Annotated in this window: 15 protein-coding genes, 1 tRNA gene and 1 other RNA gene; 11 read left to right on the top strand and 6 right to left on the bottom strand. The window is 74.2% G+C overall.

Going from position 1 to position 16,559, the window contains the following annotated elements:
- The 4 genes from KPL60_RS22435 to KPL60_RS22420 all read left to right on the top strand — a co-directional run bounded on the left by KPL60_RS22435 (nt 1) and on the right by KPL60_RS22420 (nt 3,274).
- Entirely contained in the window at nt 1–1,251 is a 1,251-nt protein-coding gene (locus KPL60_RS22435) for a trans-acting enoyl reductase family protein (protein ID WP_226367105.1), read from the top strand.
- 113 nt (nt 1,252–1,364) lie between these two features.
- Nucleotides 1,365–1,746, top strand: a transfer-messenger RNA (tmRNA) gene (gene ssrA / locus KPL60_RS22430).
- Between the two features lie 107 nt (nt 1,747–1,853).
- On the top strand, nt 1,854–3,077 hold the full coding sequence (locus KPL60_RS22425) for a cytochrome P450 (protein ID WP_226367104.1): 1,224 nt from the start codon (nt 1,854–1,856) through the stop codon (nt 3,075–3,077).
- 5 nt (nt 3,078–3,082) lie between these two features.
- Nucleotides 3,083–3,274, top strand: coding sequence for a ferredoxin (locus KPL60_RS22420; RefSeq protein WP_073578396.1), 192 nt, complete (start codon nt 3,083–3,085; stop codon nt 3,272–3,274).
- A gap of 3 nt (nt 3,275–3,277) precedes the next feature.
- Here KPL60_RS22420 and KPL60_RS22415 read toward each other — a convergent pair whose 3' ends face one another.
- Nucleotides 3,278–4,006 carry a VIT1/CCC1 transporter family protein gene (locus tag KPL60_RS22415; protein WP_226367103.1) on the bottom strand — a complete coding sequence of 243 codons (729 nt, stop codon included), beginning with the start codon at nt 4,004–4,006 and terminating at the stop codon, nt 3,278–3,280.
- A 65-nt stretch (nt 4,007–4,071) separates the two neighbouring features.
- Here KPL60_RS22415 and KPL60_RS22410 point away from each other — a divergent pair, with 65 nt between their 5' ends.
- From KPL60_RS22410 to KPL60_RS22400, 3 genes are read left to right on the top strand one after another with little or no spacing between them, the layout of a single operon-like run.
- Nucleotides 4,072–5,562, top strand: coding sequence for a cryptochrome/photolyase family protein (locus tag KPL60_RS22410; RefSeq protein WP_226367102.1), 1,491 nt, complete (start codon nt 4,072–4,074; stop codon nt 5,560–5,562).
- A 28-nt stretch (nt 5,563–5,590) separates the two neighbouring features.
- Nucleotides 5,591–6,109, top strand: coding sequence for a MauE/DoxX family redox-associated membrane protein (locus KPL60_RS22405; protein ID WP_226367101.1), 519 nt, complete (start codon nt 5,591–5,593; stop codon nt 6,107–6,109).
- The gene (locus tag KPL60_RS22400; protein WP_226367100.1) at nt 6,109–6,846 is read left to right on the top strand and encodes a thioredoxin domain-containing protein; all 738 of its coding nucleotides are present in this window, start codon (nt 6,109–6,111) and stop codon (nt 6,844–6,846) included. Before KPL60_RS22405 ends, KPL60_RS22400 begins: the two co-directional genes overlap by 1 nt.
- On the opposite strand, the gene KPL60_RS22395 is transcribed toward KPL60_RS22400, so the two are convergent.
- A complete protein-coding gene (locus KPL60_RS22395) occupies nt 6,797–7,429 on the bottom strand; it encodes a hypothetical protein (protein WP_255656411.1) in 633 nt (210 codons plus the stop codon). The genes KPL60_RS22400 and KPL60_RS22395 overlap by 50 nt on opposite strands.
- 100 nt (nt 7,430–7,529) lie before the next feature.
- Here KPL60_RS22395 and KPL60_RS22390 point away from each other — a divergent pair, with 100 nt between their 5' ends.
- Nucleotides 7,530–8,990, top strand: a complete 1,461-nt coding sequence (locus KPL60_RS22390; protein WP_226367099.1) for a PLP-dependent aminotransferase family protein — start codon at nt 7,530–7,532, stop codon at nt 8,988–8,990.
- Nucleotides 8,991–8,996: 6 nt separating this feature from the next.
- Here KPL60_RS22390 and KPL60_RS22385 read toward each other — a convergent pair whose 3' ends face one another.
- Together KPL60_RS22385 and KPL60_RS22380 are read right to left on the bottom strand one after the other, a co-directional pair.
- Nucleotides 8,997–10,430: an SLC13 family permease gene (locus KPL60_RS22385; protein WP_226367098.1), complete on the bottom strand. Its 1,434-nt coding sequence runs from the start codon at nt 10,428–10,430 to the stop codon at nt 8,997–8,999.
- A gap of 78 nt (nt 10,431–10,508) precedes the next feature.
- Nucleotides 10,509–10,997 carry a gluconokinase gene (locus KPL60_RS22380; RefSeq protein ID WP_224403973.1) on the bottom strand — a complete coding sequence of 163 codons (489 nt, stop codon included), beginning with the start codon at nt 10,995–10,997 and terminating at the stop codon, nt 10,509–10,511.
- A gap of 198 nt (nt 10,998–11,195) precedes the next feature.
- Between KPL60_RS22380 and KPL60_RS22375 the strand changes: the two genes are divergently transcribed.
- Complete coding sequence (locus KPL60_RS22375) at nt 11,196–11,918, top strand: FadR/GntR family transcriptional regulator (protein WP_226355419.1); 723 nt, start codon at nt 11,196–11,198, stop codon at nt 11,916–11,918.
- A 166-nt stretch (nt 11,919–12,084) separates the two neighbouring features.
- Nucleotides 12,085–12,975, top strand: a complete 891-nt coding sequence (locus KPL60_RS22370) for a TrmB family transcriptional regulator (RefSeq protein ID WP_374228736.1) — start codon at nt 12,085–12,087, stop codon at nt 12,973–12,975.
- A 13-nt stretch (nt 12,976–12,988) separates the two neighbouring features.
- Here the strand turns inward: KPL60_RS22370 and KPL60_RS22365 are convergent, their stop codons facing one another.
- Nucleotides 12,989–14,998: a S9 family peptidase gene (locus KPL60_RS22365; RefSeq protein WP_226367096.1), complete on the bottom strand. Its 2,010-nt coding sequence runs from the start codon at nt 14,996–14,998 to the stop codon at nt 12,989–12,991.
- Nucleotides 14,999–15,084: 86 nt separating this feature from the next.
- Between KPL60_RS22365 and KPL60_RS22360 the strand changes: the two genes are divergently transcribed.
- Nucleotides 15,085–15,157: transfer RNA gene (locus tag KPL60_RS22360), tRNA-Ala, on the top strand.
- 180 nt (nt 15,158–15,337) lie between these two features.
- On the opposite strand, the gene KPL60_RS22355 is transcribed toward KPL60_RS22360, so the two are convergent.
- The gene (locus KPL60_RS22355) at nt 15,338–16,555 is read right to left on the bottom strand and encodes an epoxide hydrolase family protein (RefSeq protein WP_226367095.1); all 1,218 of its coding nucleotides are present in this window, start codon (nt 16,553–16,555) and stop codon (nt 15,338–15,340) included.
- Nucleotides 16,556–16,559: the final 4 nt, after the last annotated feature.

The following is a 16,559-nucleotide window of genomic DNA, read 5'->3' as shown; positions in this document are numbered from 1 at the left end:
ATGGTCAGCCCGCAGAACGACGGGAACGGCGCGGCCGCCCCGGTCGACATCGCCCTCTACGGTGCGACCGGCTTCGTCGGCGGCCTCATCGCCCGTCACCTCGCCGAGCACGCCCCGCCCGGGGTGCGCATCGCGCTGGCCGGCCGCTCCGAGGCGAGGCTCGCCGCGACCCGGGCGGCGCTGCCCGCGTCGGCGCGGGATTGGCCGCTGATCGTCGCCGACGCCGCCGACCCGGCCGCGACCGACCGGCTCGCCGCGGGCGCCCGCGTCGTGCTGAGCACGGTCGGCCCGTACGCGAAGTACGGCCTGGGGCTGGTCGGGTCGTGCGCGCGGGCCGGCACCCACTACGCCGACCTCACCGGTGAGGTGCTGTTCGTCCGCGAGGCGATCGACCGCTTCCACGACACCGCCCGCGCCAGCGGCGCGCGGATCGTGCACTCCTGCGGCTACGACTCCGTCCCCTCCGACCTGGGGGTGTTCCTCGCGCACCGGGCCGCACAGGCCGACGGTGCGGGTGGGCTCACCGAGGTCCGCACGGTCGCGACGATGCGCGGCGGGGTCTCGGGCGGCACGGTGGACTCGCTGCGCGGGCAGCTCGACACCGTCCGCACCGACCGCGACGCCCGGCGCCTGGCCGCCCGCCCGCACTCGCTGAGCCCCGACCCCTCGGCCGAGCCGACGCCGTCGCAGCCGGGTGACGCGGGACCGCCCGCCCGGCTCCCGGACGGCACCTGGACCGCGCCGTTCGTGATGGCGTCCTACAACACCCGGATCGTGCGCCGCTCCAACGCGCTGCTCGACCACGCCTACGGCCGCGGCCTGCGCTACGGCGAGCTCCAGGGCTGCGGTCGCGGGGTGTCCGGGGCGATCACCGCGGGTGTGGTCACCGGCGGGCTCGGCGCGCTGGTCGGCGCGTTCATGGTGCCGCCGATCCGCCCGCTGCTCGACCGGGTGCTGCCCGCGCCCGGGACCGGGCCGTCGGAGCGGACCCGCGAGCGCGGCTGGTTCCGGATGGACGTGCGTGCCGAGACCGAGTCCGGGCGTCGCTACCGGGTGCGGGTCTCCGGTCCCGGCGACCCCGGCTACGGGGCCACCGCGGTGATGTTCGGCGAGGCGGGCCTCGCGCTGGCCCTGGGCGGGTCCGCGCTGCCCGACCGCGCGGGCTGTCTCACCCCGGCCACCGCGCTGGGTGACGTGCTGGTCGACCGGCTGCGGGCCGCGGGGCACACCTACGAGGTCGCGGCGGGGTGACACGCCACCGGTAACCGGGATGATCGGGCGGGCGCGGGGCGTTATGCTGTGCGTCCGCCCGGGTACGTCCGGGCGGAGTGCAGGTGGACTGCGGGTCCTCCGGGACCCGACCAGGGGGTGAACGGTTTCGACTCCGATCGTTGATCGAGGTGAAGCGTGCCGAGGAAGGCGACGATGATCTCGTTAACCATGCGTCGCAAAAAAATAAGTGCCGACAACAGTCGCACTGCCCAGAGCGCTTACGCGCTCGCTGCCTGATCTTCAGGTAGGGGCTGTCGGGCCGGAGGCGTCCCCGCTCCGGGTCCCGACATCATTCAGGGGACTCACCCTGCGGTCCGGCCGCGGAACCGCAGGGGACATCCAACAGCGGCTGGGATCGTCACACCGGCTTGTTCGCGTGACCGGTGGATCCGAGTAGAGACCTAGCGGACTGCGCACGGAGAAGCCCTCGTGAACCGACGGAGGACCCGGGTTCGATTCCCGGCACCTCCACCGCCCAGCGGCCCCGTCCCGACCCCGGGACGGGGCCGTTCCTGTTTCCGGAGAAGATCGTTGCGCGATGAAACTGTGCATTGCTAACATCCTTGGTGGGAGTGATGCCGATGACCGCCGTGACCGATCCCGTGCCCACCTACCCGATGACGCGCGGGTGCCCCTTCGACCCGCCCGCCGAGCTCGCCCGCATCCGGGACGACGAGTGCCCCGCCGGGCCGGGGATCGCCCGCGTCCGTATCTGGGACGGCAGCACGCCGTGGCTCGTCACCCGCTACGACGACGTCCGCGCCGCGCTCGCCGACGAGCGGCTGTCCGCCGACGCCGACCGCGACGGCTACCCGGCCGCGTCGCGGTCGCGCCGCGTGCGCTCCCGGGGGCGCCGGCGCAGCTTCATCATGATGGACGGCCCCGAGCACGCCCGGCACCGGCGGATGCTCATCGGTGAGTTCACCGTGCGCCGCATCGAGCGTCTCCGGCCGCTGGTCGAGCAGACCGTCACCGAGCTGCTGGACGCCATGGAGGCGGGGGAGAACCCGACCGACCTGGTGCAGGCGTTCGCGCTGCCGCTGCCGTCGCTGGTGATCTGCCACCTGCTCGGGGTCCCCTACGCCGACCATGCGTTCTTCGAGTCGCAGAGCCGGATCATGGTCGACCTGACCTCGGGCGCGGAGGCGTCGGCCGCGGCGTCGGACGCGCTGCAGGACTACCTCGCCGGCCTCGTCCGGGCGCGGCTGGACGAGCCGCGCGACGACGTGCTCGGCGGGATGGCCGCCCGGGTCGCGGCCGGGGACCTCACCGTCGACGAGGCGAGCGCCTCGGCGCTGCTGCTGCTCGTCGCCGGGCACGAGACGACGGCGAACATGATCGCGCTCGGCACGCTGACCCTGCTGCACCACCCCGACCAGCTCGCCGTCGTCCGCGACGGCGACGCCGCGCAGGTCCGCGCCGCGGTCGAGGAGCTGCTGCGGGTCCTGACCGTGACCCACATCGGCCGTCGCCGGGTCGCGACCGAGGACCTCGAGATCGGCGGGGTCACGGTGCGGGCGGGGGAGGGCGTGGTGCTCGCCGCCGAGGCCGCCAACCGCGACCCCCGGCAGTGGCCGCACCCCGACGAGGTCGACGTGTCCCGCGGGACGAACCGGCACGTCGCGTTCGGGTTCGGGGTGCACCAGTGCCTGGGGCAGCCACTGGCCCGTCTGGAGCTGCAGATCGCCTACCCGGCGCTGCTGCGGCGCTTCCCGGGACTGCGGGTCACCGTGCCGGACTCGGAGATCCCGTTCCGCGACGACATGGCGATCTACGGCGTGCACGCGCTGCCGGTGGCATTCTGATGGCCATGCGCGTGATCGTGGACAAGGAACTGTGCATCGGGGCCGGTCAGTGTGTCGTGACCGCGCCCGACGTCTTCGACCAGGACGACGACGGGATCGTCGAGCTGCTGACCGACTCGCCGGCCGAGGGCGACCGGGACGCGGTGAAGGAGGCCGAGCACGTGTGCCCGGCCCGGGTGATCAGCGTGGAGGACTGACCCTCAGGCGGCGCTGACGCCGATCAGCATGCCGACCAGGTACGTGGCGCCGGCGGCGATGGCGCCGAACGCCAGCTGGCGCAGCGCCGCCGACCACCACGACCGGGAGGTGAACCGCGAGGTCAGCGCCCCCGCGACGAGCAGGCCGACGCCGCCGACGGCGAGGCCGAGCGCGAGTGAGCCGTAGCCGAGCAGGAACGTCATCAGCGGGATCAGCCCGCCGACCGCGAACGCGGCGAACGACGACGTCGCCGCCACCCAGGGCGAGGGCTTGTCGTCCAGGCTGACGCCCAGCTCCTGGCTGACGTGCATCCGCAGCGCCAGCTCCGGGTCGCGGTGCACCTCGCGGGCGACCGCGTCCGCCGTCTGCCCGGTCAGCCCCATCTCGCGGAACCGGGAGGCCAGCTCGTGCTCCTCGGCGCGCGGGTGCCGGGCGAGCTCGCGGCGCTCGACGGCGGCCTCGGCGTCGAGCGCGTCGTTCTGGGTGCCGACCGAGGCGAACTCGCCCAGGGCCATCGAGAACGCCCCCGCGACGACGCCCGCCAGCCCGGTCAGCACGATCAGGTCGCGGTCCGCCCCGCCCCCGCCGACGCCCGCGACCAGCGCGATCGTGGTGACCAGGCCGTCCATCGCGCCGAACGTGGCGGCGCGCAGCCAGCCGCCCGAGACGTCCCGATGGGAGTGGTCGTGGCTGTGGTCGGCGAGTTCCGCCTCCAGCTCCGGATCGTTCACGCCTGCAACGATAGGACGACCGCGCTCGCCGCGCGGCGGTGTGCGACCACCCCGACACTGGGTCGATGTCGTCCGATGACACGGCTCCGCTCTGGCTGTTCGCCGACCAGCTCGGCCCGCACGTGTGGGACACCGAGGAGTTCGCCGACCGCGAGGTCGTGATCGTCGAGTCCACCCGGGCGCTGGGCCGGCGGCGCCACCACCGCCAGAAGCTGCACCTGGTGCTGTCCGGGATGCGTCACCTCGCCGAGCAGCTCGGCGACCGGGCCACCTACCTGCGCACCGACACCTACCGCGAGGCGCTGGAGCAGGTCGGCCGCCCGGTGGTGGTGCACCAGCCGACGTCGTTCCCGGCGTCGGACATGGTGCGCCGTTTCGTGAAGGAGGGGCTGGTCACCGAGGTCCGGCCCACCCCGACCTTCGCGCTGGGCAAGGACGAGTTCGACGAGTGGGCCGGCGACCGCGAGACCTTCCGGATGGAGGAGTTCTACCGCGCCCAGCGCGAGCGGTTCTCCGTGCTCATGGACGGCGAGAAGCCCGTCGGCGGGAAGTGGAACTACGACCACGACAACCGCGAGTCCCCGCCGAAGGGCGCCGAGCGCCTGGACGTGAAGGAGCCCTGGAAGCCCCGCGAGGACGGGATCGACGAGCAGGTCCGCGCCGACCTCGACGCGGCCGGGTACCCCACGGTCGGCAACGACGGGCCGCGCCGCTTCGCCGTCACCCACGAGGAGGCCACCCGGGCGCTGCGGCACTTCGTCCGGCACCGCCTCGACACCTTCGGCCCGTACGAGGACGCGGTGCTGGAGCAGGACTGGGCCATGGCGCACTCGCTGCTGTCGGTGCCGATGAACCTGGGCGCACTGCACCCGCTGGAGGCGGTGCACGCCGCCGAGCAGGCCTACCACGACGGGGACGCCCGGCTGTCCAGCGTCGAGGGGTTCGTCCGGCAGATCCTCGGCTGGCGGGAGTACGTCTGGCAGCTGTACTGGCGCTTCGGGCGCGGCTACACGCGTCGCAACCACCTGCGGGCCCGCACCCCGCTGCCGGACTGGTGGACCGACCTGGACGCCGACGCCGTCACCGCGAACTGCCTGTCGCACGCCCTGGGCGGGGTCCGCGACCGCGGCTGGACCCACCACATCCCGCGCCTGATGATCCTCGGCAACCACGCCATGCAGCGTGGCTACCGGCCCGCGGAGCTCAACGACTGGTTCGCGACCGCGTTCGTCGACGGGTTCGCCTGGGTGATGCCCGCCAACGTGATCGGGATGAGCCAGCACGCCGACGGCGGCCGGATGGCCACCAAGCCCTACGCCTCCGGTGGCGCCTACATCGACCGGATGACCGACCTGTGCTCGGGCTGCGCGTTCGACCCGAAGGTGCGGGTGGGGGAGAAGGCCTGCCCGTTCACCGCGGGCTACTGGCAGTTCGTCCACCGCCACGAGGAGATGATGGCGGGCAACAACCGCACCGCCCGCGCCGTCGCCACGATGAAGCGGCTGACCGATCTCGACGCGCTGCTGGAGCAGGAGTCCGCCCGCGAGGAGTTCTGAACCGGCGGGCTCGCTAGGCTTCCCGGTCGTGACCGCAGCCCGCCCGCTCGACGTGCTGGGCACCGTGCTGCGGCTGGGGCTGGCCGCGGTCTGGCTGGTGTCGGGGGCGGTGAAGCTGTCCGAGCCGTTCACCACGGCCGTCGCCGTCGCCGCCTACCGGGTGCTGCCGAACGCGCTCGTCGTGCCGGTCGCGACCCTGCTGCCGCCGCTGGAGATCGCACTCGGCCTGCTGCTGCTCGCGGGTCTCGCCACCCGGCTCGCCGCGGTGGTGGGCACCGTGCTGCTGCTCGCGTTCGTCGCGGGGCTGGTGCAGGCGTGGGCGCGCGGGCTGGCGATCGACTGCGGCTGCTTCGGCGGTGGCGGGCCGGTCGACCCCGACGACACCGGCTACGGCCTGTCCCTGCTGCGCGACCTCGCCTTCACGGCGGCCGCGGTGTACCTGGTGGCGCGCCCGCGGACGCTGTTCTCCCTCGACGGGCGCGGGGACCGGGCCGCGGCACACGACCACGACCGGCGGGCGCCGGCGGACGCGACGGAGGAGCACTGATGGGACAGAGTGAGCGCGAGCGCCGACAGGCCGCGCAGGCCCGGCTGCAGGCGGCGGGGATCAGCTCCGCACGCACCTCGAGCGGGCTCGGTCGCAACCTCGGGATCGGCGCGCTCGTGCTGGTCATCGCCCTGGCCACCGGCGTCTACGTGCTGTACCAGAACTACCAGAAGGCGACCGTCGCGACCTACCCGGTGACCCGCGACGGCGTCGTCGTGAAGGCCGGGAACCAGGCGGCACCGGTGACCGTCGACCTCTACGAGGACTACCTCTGCCCCGCCTGCCAGCAGCTGGAGAGCGGTGTCGGGAACCAGCTCACCACCGCGGTGAACGAGGGCAAGGCGAAGATCAACTATCACCACATCGTGATCCTCGACGAGCGCTCGACCCCGCCCGGCTACTCGACCCGCGCCGGCAACGCCGCACTGTGCGCCGCCGACGCCGGGATCTTCCCCGCGTACCACTCCCGCCTCTACGCCGAACAGCCCACCGAGGGCAGTGCCGGGAAGACGGTGCAGGAGCTGACCGCGCTCGGCACCGAGCTGGGGGCCAAGGGCGACTTCGCGGGTTGCGTCACCCGCCAGGCGAACAGCCAGGCGATCGCCGACGCGACCAAGGCGGCCGTCGCCGACCCAGCGGTGGCGCCCGGCGGCCGTTTCGGGACCCCGACGGTGATGGTGAACGGGGTCAAGATGGATCTGAGCAACGGGGACTGGCTGTCGAAGGTGACGGGCTGACCGCACCCACGGTGAAGCGCGGCAGGAACCACTGCACCAGCGGCCCGACGGCGAGCGCGTAGACCACCGTCACCGGGCCGAAGACACCGCCGAGCACCCACCCGACGAGCACGACCGTCACCTCGATCGCGGTCCGCACCAGCCGCACCGACAGGCCGGTGCGGGCCGCGAGCCCGGTCATCAGCCCGTCCCGCGGGCCCGGCCCCAGTCCGACCCCGATGTAGGCCGCCGTGGCCGCCGCGTTCAGCACGATCCCGGCGACGGCGTACGCCACCCGCAGCCACAGCGCCTCCGGGGCGGGCAGCACCGCGAGCGCGGTGTCCACCGTCGCCCCGATGACGACGACGTTCGCCACCGTCCCGAGTCCCGGCCGTTCCCGCAGCGGGATCCACAGCAGCAGCACCCCGACCGCGACGACCACGGTCACCGCGCCCACCGACAGGGCCGTACGGCCGGCGACGCCCTGGTGGAACACGTCCCACGGCATCGAGCCGAGGGCCGCGCGCATCATCAGCGCCATCGAGACCGCGTAGGCGACCAGGCCGGCCACGAGCTGGGTGAGCCGCCGGGTGCGCCGCGGCATCCGCAGCGACCAGCGGGAGCTGTCGATCGTCACGAGATGGCATGCTGCCTCTGTCGGTGGCCTGTCGTCACCGTGCCACTCGAACGAAAGTGGATCGGGAATGACGCAGGGGATCGGGGCGGAGCGCCTCGCCGCGCTGTGCGGCGACGTCCACGGCGGGCGCGGCCCGGCGTACCGGGTGCTGGCCGACGCGGTGCGGGTGCTGACCGGCGACGGCAGGCTGCCGTCGGGCACCCGGCTGCCGGCGGAGCGGGCGCTGGCCGAGGCGCTGGGCGTCAGCCGGGTCACCGTCGCCCGCGCCTACCGCGACCTGCGCGACGACGGCTGGGCCGACGCCCGGCACGGGTCGGGCACCTGGGTACGGCTCCCGGACCGCACCGGGGGCGTCGACGGGGTCTGGGCGCCGGGGCCGGTCGACCGCGGCACGATCGACCTCGCCCACGCCGCGCCCGCCGCGCCCGCGGTGCTGCCCGACCTGGTCGCCCGCGCCGTCGAACGGGGTGCCGCGGAGCTGGCCGGCCACGGCTACGGCCCGGACGGCCTGCCCGCGCTGCGGGCCGCGATCGCCGACCGGTTCACCGCCCGGGGGCTCCCGACCGGGCCGGAGCAGGTCGTCGTGACGGGCGGGGCGCTGCAGGCGATCGGGATCGTCGTCGCCGAGCTGGCCGGGCCCGGCGACCGGGTGCTCGTCGAGCACCCCACCTACCCGTCGGCGCTCGACGTCGTCGCCGACGCGGGGGCGGTCGCCGTCCCGGTGTCGGCGGACGGTGCCGACGCGACCCCGCAGACCGTGCTGCCGCGGGCCGCCCGGCAGACCGCGGCGCGGGTCGCGTACCTGATGGCGGACTTCCAGAACCCCACCGGCCGCCTCCTCGACGACGACGCCCGCGCCCGGCTCGTGCAGCGCCTCGCCCGCCAGGGCACCGTCGCCCTGGTCGACGAGACCTTCGCCGAGCTGGACCTGCGCGAGGGCGCCACGGGGCCGCTGCCGTGTGCCGCGCACGCCGCCGGGCCCGACGACGTCGTCACCGTCGGCGGGCTGAGCAAGATCGCCTGGGGCGGGCTGCGGATCGGCTGGATCCGGGCCGGCCGCGAGCGCGCCGCCCGGATGCGACGACGGCTGGCCCGCGCCCAGCTGGCGCTGCCGGTGCTGGAGCAGCTCGTCGCCGTCGAGGTGCTGGAGCGGCTCGACGTGCTGCGGGCCGAACGGGTCGGGGTGCTGCGCACCCGGCGCGACCTGCTGGTCGCCGAGCTCGCCGCGGCCCTGCCGGACTGGCGCTTCACCGTCCCCGACGGCGGGCTGGCGCTGTGGTGCGACCTCGGTGCGCACGTCTCGACGGCGCTGACCGCGGCCGCCCCGCGACACGGTCTGGTGCTGGCGCCCGGGCCGCGGTTCGGGGCCGGGCACGCGTTCACCGACCGGTTGCGGGTGCCCTTCACCCACCCCGGGCCTGTGACGGCCGAGGCGGTACGGCGCCTGGCCCGCACCGCCCGCGACGTCGCCGGGCCGGGCCGGACGACCGGCGCCGACCCGGCGACCCGGGCCGGCGTCGTCGTCTGAGCGGGGTCAGATCACCAGGTCGATCAGCAGCACCAGGACCAGGCCGGAGACCGAGATGACGGTCTCCATGATCGACCAGGTCTTTATGTTCTGGCCGACGGTGAGCCCGAAGTACTCCTTGACCAGCCAGAACCCGGCGTCGTTGACGTGGGAGAAGAACAGCGAGCCCGCGCCGATCGCCAGTACCAGCAGCGAGGTCTGGGTCGGGTCGAGCGTCGGCAGCAGCGGGACGAGGATGCCCGCGGCGGTCACCGTCGCGACGGTCGCCGACCCGGTCGCGAGCCGGATCGCCACCGCGACCAGCCAGCCCAGCAGCAGCGCGGAGATGCCGGCGCCGGTGGCCCAGCCGGCGATCATCGCGCCGATCCCGGTGTCGACCAGGGTCTGCTTGAACCCGCCGCCCGCGGCGACGATCAGCACGATGCCGGCGATGGCGGGCAGCGACCTCTCCAGCGAGCCCATGATCCCGGCGCGGTTCATGCCGGATCCGGTGCCGAGGGTGACCATCGCGACCAGCACCGAGAGCAGCAGCGCGACCAGCGGGGTGCCGACGAAGTCCAGCGCGGCGCGCACCGGGTTGCCCTCGGGCGCGGCGATGTCGCCGACGGCCTTGCCCATCATCAGCACGACCGGCAGCAGCACGGTGAGCAGCGTGGCGGCGAACCCGGGGCGCCGGGTGGGCCCGCCGTCCGGGGCGTCGCGGTCGACGGCGGCGTCGTCGCCGGAGCCGCTGCCGGAGCCGGTGTCCGGGTCGGTGCCGGTGGTGGCGCCGGCCGACCCGCCGGACGCGGTGCTGCTCCCGGCCGCGACCCGGGACTCGAAGAGCGCGGGCGGGGACACGTCGACCCAGCGGGCCGCGACCTTGGCGAACAGCGGCCCGGCCAGGACGACGACCGGGATCGACACGAGCACACCGAGGACCAGCGTGATGCCCAGGTCGGCGTCGAGGATGCCGATCGCGGCGAGCGGGCCGGGGTGCGGCGGGACGAGGCCGTGCATGGCGGAGAGCCCGGCCAGTGCCGGGATGCCGACGGCGATCAGCGAGACCTGGGCGCGGCGCGCGACCAGGAAGATGACCGGCATCAGGATGACCAGGCCGATCTCGAAGAACATCGGCAGGCCGATCAGCGCGCCGACGGCGGCCATCGACCACGGCAGCGTCCGCGGGCCGGAGCGGGAGACGATCGCGTCGACCAGTCGGTCGGCACCGCCGGAGTCGGCGAGCAGCTTGCCGAACATCGCGCCCAGCGCGATCAGCGTGCCGACGCTCGCGGCGGTGGAGCCGAAGCCGTCGGAGAAGGCCTCCACGGCGTCGCCCATCGACATGCCCGCCACGCCCGCGACGAGCAGCGAGCCGATGGTCAGTGCGAGGAACGGGTGCAGGGAGAACCGCGTGATCAGCAGGACCAGTGCGACGATGCCCACCAGTGCGGCGGTCACCAGGCGACCGGCGGAGGCGACCGGCGGAGGCGACCGGCTGGGCCTGCTCCGCGGCCAGGACGAGTGCGGGGTGCAGCGTCATCGCGGGGCCACCTCCGGCCCGGTCACGGCGACGGCGCCCGCGACGATCTCGTCGACCGGCCGGCGGATGTCCAGCGTCGTCCCGGCCTCGTCGGCGGCCAGCGGCTCCAGGGTGGCCAGCTGGGAGTCGAGCAGCGCGGTCGGCATGAAGTGCCCGGAGCGCCCGCCCATGCGCTCGGCGAGCACGGCGGCGTCGCCGGACAGGTGCACGAACACCGTCGACGGCGCGTGCGAGCGCAGCCGGTCGCGGTAGGCGCGGCGCAGCGCCGAGCAGGCGACGACGAGCCCGGTGCCGGTGTGCTCGGCCAGCCGGGCGCCGACGGCGTCGAGCCAGGGCTCGCGGTCGGCGTCGGTGAGCGGGATCCCCTGGGTCATCTTCGCGACGTTCGCGGCCGGGTGCAGGCCGTCGGAGTCGGTGAAGGGGACACCGAGGGCGTCGGCGAGGGCGGCGCCGACGGTGGACTTCCCGGAGCCGGACACCCCCATCACGACGACGAGGGGGCGGGGTGGCTGCTGCGTCACTGCATCGGCTCCTCACGGGTGTGGCGGCATCGGCACACGGACCGGGGGTACCCCGCCCGTTGCGGGACCAGCGTCGGTCATAAGTAGTACTTTTTCAATACCGAATCGGTTCAGGTATGTCGAATTGCCTCGCTGCGACGATGGAGTGGCACGATTCGGCTCGTGGGTGGCGCAACGGAGGGTCTGCACGGGGACGTCCTGGACCGGCTCGGTACCGCGATCGCCGCGGGGACCATCGGGGCGGGCGAGGTCCTGCGGGCCGAGGAGCTGGTCGCGCGCTACGGCGTGTCGCGCACCGTCGTCCGGGAGGCCGTGCGCGTGCTGGAGTCGATGGGCCTGGTGCGCAGCAGGCGCCGGGTCGGCACGACGGTCGCCCCGCGGGAGCAGTGGAACGTGCACGACCCGCGGGTGATCCGCTGGCGGCTCGACGGTCCCGGCCGCGACGAGCAGCTGCGGTCGCTGTCCGAGCTGCGCTGCGGGGTGGAGCCGCTGGCCGCCGAGCTGGCCGCCGACCGGGCCACCCCCGAGCAGTGCGGTGTGCTCGTCGGCGCGGTGATGGACATGACCGTGCACGGGCGGTCCGGGGACCTGCTGGCCTACCTGGAGGCCGACGTCGTGTTCCACCGCACGCTGCTCGCGGCCTCGGGCAACGAGATGGTGGCCGCGCTGGGCGACGTCGTCGCCGAGGTGCTGGCCGGGCGCACCCGGCACCACCTGATGCCCAGCCGGCCGGAGCCGGACGCGATCCGGCTGCACCGCGACGTCGCCGACGCCGTCCGGTCCGGTGACCCGGCGGGTGCCGGAGCGGCGATGCGCGAGATCCTGCGTGAGGCGGACGCGGCGATGCGGGCCGGTGTGGCGCGCGCTCCGGGTCCCCGATTGTGATGATGGTGCGGATTCGGACGTATCAATCCGTCGTCCGCAATCGATCATAGGGGAGACCGTCGTGTGCGACGGGGCCGCGGCACCACGTCGCGGGACGGTGCCGAATGAGTGAGATGATCTCGCAATGTCCGTACGGCGGGTGACGGAAGAACTGCAACGTCTGGGCATGTCGGGGTACGAGGCGAAGGCCTACGTCGCCCTGGTCAGTGCCGGCGAGGCGGTGAACGGCTACGAGGTGGCGAAGCGGTCGGGGGTGCCGCGCAGCACCGTCTACGAGACGCTGGGCAAGCTCGTCGGCCGCGGCGCGGCGTTCGAGGTGCGGGCCGCCGACGGCACCGGCTACGTCCCGCTGCCGCCCGCGACGCTGCTGGAGCGGATGCGCCGCGACTTCGACCGCACGCTGGGCATCCTGCAGAACGAGATCCCGCGGCTGACCGCGCCACCGCAGGTGCGGCTGGTGCACTCGCTGACCGAGCGGCGCATGCTGCTCGAGCGGGCCGAGGACGTCGCCGCCGCGGCCCGCTCCGAGCTGTACGTGCTCGGCTGGCCGGAGGACGTCGAGGCCCTCAAGCCCACGATCCGCCGGGCCGAGGAGCACGGCGTCGACGTGGCCACGGTCGTCTTCGGCCCCGACGACGACCCGGTCGGCTGGCACACCGAGCACCGCTACTCCGAGCCCTCGGCGGTCGAGGACAACCTCGGCCGGCGGATGCTCATCGTCGTCGCGGACCGGGACCAGGCCGTGATCGGGGGGCTCACCGCCGACCGCACCTGGGGCCTCTACACCGACGACCCGGCCGCGGTGCTGCTCGCGCACCTCTACGTGCGCCACGACATCGCGATCCACCGCGTCGCCGACCGGTTCGCCGAGCACGGGTTCGACGAGTTCTGGGTCGACGACCCCGCCCTGCGACGGCTCCGCGAGCCCGTCGGCGAGCCGGTCCGGGCCACCGACGGCGCGCCCCGCTCCGTCGGCCCGGAGACCGACACCGTCGGCGACCTCGACGGCGCCGACGGGACCGACGAGGACGACGACGACCGGAGCCGGGCCGGCTGAGCGGCCCCGGGGCTCAGCCCGCGGGCACCCGCTCCGGCCTGCGCCCACCCAGGTGTCGGCCGAAGAAGTCGAGGATGATCTGCGCCCGCTGGACGCGGTGGCGCGGCGACCCGTCGCGTGACATCCCGTGGCTCTCCTCCGGGAACCGCCAGTACTCCACCGCCCGCCCGAGCAGCCGCAGCGCGACGAACAGCGCGTCGGCCTGCTCGACCGGGCACCGCAGGTCGTCCTCGGAGTGCAGGATCAGCATCGGCACATCGATGCCGCGGACGTGGTGCAGCGGAGACATCCGCCGGTACTCCTCCGGCGCGTCCAGCAGCGAGCGGCCCAGCTCGTGGCCGAACCACCCGGCGGCGTCGGAGCTCCAGTCCAGCGACTCCAGGTTGTTCACCGCCCGCTCGCTGCACGCGGCGGCGAACCGGGCGGAGTGGTGGGCGGCCAGCCACGAGGTGAGGTAGCCGCCGTAGGACCCGCCGAGGACGCCCACCCGGTCCCGGTCGAGCCGGTCGACGGCCGCGAGGGCGCCGTCGAGCGCGGCGAGCACGTCGTCGGCGTCGATCCCGCCCCACCCGGTCCCGGGTGCGGTCTCCGCCAGCGGGCTGCGGATCGCCCGGACCCGGTCCTGGGTGTAGCCGGTCGAGCCGTGCGGGTTGCACCAGACGACCGCGTAGCCGGCGCCCGCCCACAGCCGGAACTCGTCGAACCAGGCGTCGGCGTACTGGGTCATCGGGCCGCCGTGGATCGACAGCAGCACCGGGATCCGCCCGCCGTCGCCGGTGGCGGGCTCGTCGGGCAGCAGCACCCAGGTGTCGACGTCGCCGTCCCCGGCCGGGGACGGCACGGCCAGCCGCACCGGGGTGCGCCCGCGCGGCACGGCGTCGTGGAAGGGCTCGGTGAGCGAGGTGAGCCGGCGCAGCGACCCGTCGTCGGTGACGTGCAGCTCGCCGAGATGGTCGTGGTCGGTGACCAGGACGACGGTGGTCCCGCCCGCGCGGTCGTAGGCGGTCACCGCCCGCTCGCCGGTCAGCAGCGCCTGCGCGGTGCCCGCCCCCGCGCCGTCGGCCGCGACCCGGTACAGGTGGACCCCGCCACGGTCCTCGCAGGACACGAGCAGGTGGCCGTCGTCCCAGATCGGGGGGCGGGCGCCGGGGAAGGGCCGCCAGGTGCGGTCGATGCCGGTCGCGAGGACGTCCTCCCGCCCGGTCGCGACGTCGACCACCGCCGGCGACGCGTGCGCCGGGGTCGCCAGGTGGTCGTCGGAGGCCAGGGTGGCCAGCCGGGTGCCGTCCGGCGACCAGGACGGGTGCGTGTGATGGCGTCCGGTGCGGGTGAGCCGCCGCGGCCCGTCCCCGCCGCCCGTGGCGTCGACCAGGTAGATCCGCGCGGTCTCGTCCAGGTCCCAGTCCGGCTCGCGGTCCGCGACGACGGCCAGCGTCCGCCCGTCCGGCGACCAGGCGGGCGACGAGTGCTCGTACGGCCCGCCCGCGACGGCCACCGGGTCGCCACCCCCGGCGTCGACGACGAACACCGTCGACGGCCGGTCGATGATCCAGCCCTCCCCGTCCAGCCGGCTGAACAGCCGGTCGATCCGGCGCGGCTCGCGGGTCCGCTCGTCGTCGCCGGTGGCCCAGCGGGCCGCCCGTTCCCGGGACACGAACGCGATCCGCGTGCCGTCCGGCGACCACACCGGCTCGGACACCGGCTCCGGACGCTCGCAGACCACCACCGGCTCGCCCGGGACGCCGATCGGCAGCACCCGCAGCTGCGCGCCGCCGCCCTCCCGCCCGGTGACGACGGCCAGCCGCGTCCCGTCCGGCGACCAGGCGGGGGAGGAGTCGCCGTGCTCGGAGCCGGTCAGCCGGCGCGGCGGGCCGCTCCCGTCGGTCGGGGTGAGCCAGATCGCAGTGCGGTACCGGTTGGCGCCGAGGTCGACGCGGCGGACCGCGACGGCGACGACCGTGCCGTCCGGGGACACCGCGGGGGCGCCGAGCGTGACCAGTCGTCCGATGTCAGAGGGCTGCACGGGGCCGACGGTAGGTGCCGGTGCCGCCCGGGGCACCCCCCTTTCCGAGCCGGAAACCGGCCCGTGTAGTGTTCTTCATATCGCAAGGGGCTGTGGCGCAGCTGGTAGCGCACTTGACTGGCAGTCAAGGGGTCAGGGGTTCGAATCCCCTCAGCTCCACCCGAGACGAATCATCAGAACCCCGATCTCTTTCAGAGGTCGGGGTTCTGACGTTGTGGCCGTGGTGAGCTCTTTCCGCATCGTGCACCGGCGGTCCGCCACGCCGTGACGAGGATCCGATCCCGGGGCGGGAGGCCGGTCAGGACCGGATGCCCGGTGGCCCGTGCGGCCCGATCCACGTCAATCGCGTCCGCGGAAGAACTCCTGGATGTCGGTCACCAGCAGCTCCGGCACCTCCATCGCCGGGAAGTGCCCACCGCGGTCGTGCTCCGTCCACGCTGCGTGCGCACCAGCCGGGTCCACCTCGCGACGGACCGACAGATCCGCCGCGAAGACGGACACCGCGGACGGCGGGGCGGGCGGCGGCGTCCATCCGCCCGCGTCGCTCCACCCACCCGAGTCGCCCCAGCCCACCTCCTTGTCCCCGGCCGGTCGAGCGAAGGCCTTGTACGCCTGCATCCCCTCGTAGAGCGTGTGCGCGGTCGACCAGCCCAGCTCGTTGAACCAGTACAGGCTCACGGTGGTGAGGAGCAGGTCGAGGTCGACGGCGTCCTCGGGCAGCTCGTACGACGGATCGGTCCACTCCGCGAACTTCTCCACGATCCACGCGAGCTGCGCGACGGGGGAGTCCGTGAGCCCGTAGGCGATCGTCTGTGGCCGGGTGGCCTGGATGTGCAGGTAGCCTGTGCCGTCCTCGCGGAAGGTGTTGAACCGCTGCGCGCGGTCGAGGTCGCCGCCCGCCAGCCCGTCGAGGGACACCTCCGGGCCGAGCGGGAACGGGGTGGGACCGTTGACGTGGGTGGCGATCACCCGTCCGGCCGCGGCCATCGGCAGCATCGCGACCACGCCCGAGCCGACGTCGGTCCCCTGGGCGAGGAATCGCTCGTAGCCCAGCCTCGTCATGAGCTCGGCGAACGCCCCGGCGACCCGGAACAGGTCTCCCCAGCCCGCCTCGGTGACCGCGGAGAACCCGAATCCGGGCAACGAGGGCAGCACCAGGTGCACCGCATCCTCCGCACGGCCGCCGTGCGTCACCGGGTCGGTGAGCGGGCCGACGACGTCGAGGAACTCGGCGAACGAGCTGGGCCACCCGTGCAGCATCAGCATCGGTCGCGCCTCGGGCTCGGGGGAGCGCACGTGCGCGAAGTGGATCGGCTGCCCGTCGATCTCCGTGACGAACTGCGGCAGCGCGTTGAGCCGGGTCTCGGCCGCGCGCCAGTCGAACGTGTGTTGCCAGTACTCGGCGATCCGGCGCAGGTAGCTGGTCGGCACGCCCCGGCCCCAGCCCAGCCCGGGCAGCTCGCGGGCCCAGCGGGTGTTCGCTATACGCGCCCGCATGTCGTCGAGTTCGGTCTGCGCGACGTCGATCCGGAACGGGTGGATGCCGTTGTTCGTCATGTCC

It is taken from the genome of Pseudonocardia sp. ICBG162 (genome assembly GCF_020496225.1).
Taxonomy (GTDB): Bacteria; Actinomycetota; Actinomycetes; order Mycobacteriales; family Pseudonocardiaceae; genus Pseudonocardia; species Pseudonocardia alni.
This window is presented reverse-complemented; position numbering and strand designations above follow the sequence as displayed.

Bases quoted from the DNA above. Each gene is read 5' to 3' on its own strand.
- KPL60_RS22395 (WP_255656411.1), bottom strand. From the start codon at position 7,429: ATGCCGCGGCGCACCCGGCGGCTCACCCAGCTCGTGGCCGGCCTGGTC.
- KPL60_RS22370 (WP_374228736.1), top strand. From the start codon at position 12,085: ATGTCGGGGTACGAGGCGAAGGCCTACGTCGCCCTGGTCAGTGCCGGC.
- KPL60_RS22400 (WP_226367100.1), top strand. From the start codon at position 6,109: ATGGGACAGAGTGAGCGCGAGCGCCGACAGGCCGCGCAGGCCCGGCTG.
- KPL60_RS22420 (WP_073578396.1), top strand. From the start codon at position 3,083: ATGCGCGTGATCGTGGACAAGGAACTGTGCATCGGGGCCGGTCAGTGT.
- KPL60_RS22435 (WP_226367105.1), top strand. From the start codon at position 1: ATGGTCAGCCCGCAGAACGACGGGAACGGCGCGGCCGCCCCGGTCGAC.
- KPL60_RS22425 (WP_226367104.1), top strand. From the start codon at position 1,854: ATGACCGCCGTGACCGATCCCGTGCCCACCTACCCGATGACGCGCGGG.
- KPL60_RS22355 (WP_226367095.1), bottom strand. From the start codon at position 16,555: ATGACGAACAACGGCATCCACCCGTTCCGGATCGACGTCGCGCAGACC.
- KPL60_RS22410 (WP_226367102.1), top strand. From the start codon at position 4,072: ATGTCGTCCGATGACACGGCTCCGCTCTGGCTGTTCGCCGACCAGCTC.
- KPL60_RS22380 (WP_224403973.1), bottom strand. From the start codon at position 10,997: ATGGGGGTGTCCGGCTCCGGGAAGTCCACCGTCGGCGCCGCCCTCGCC.
- KPL60_RS22390 (WP_226367099.1), top strand. From the start codon at position 7,530: ATGACGCAGGGGATCGGGGCGGAGCGCCTCGCCGCGCTGTGCGGCGAC.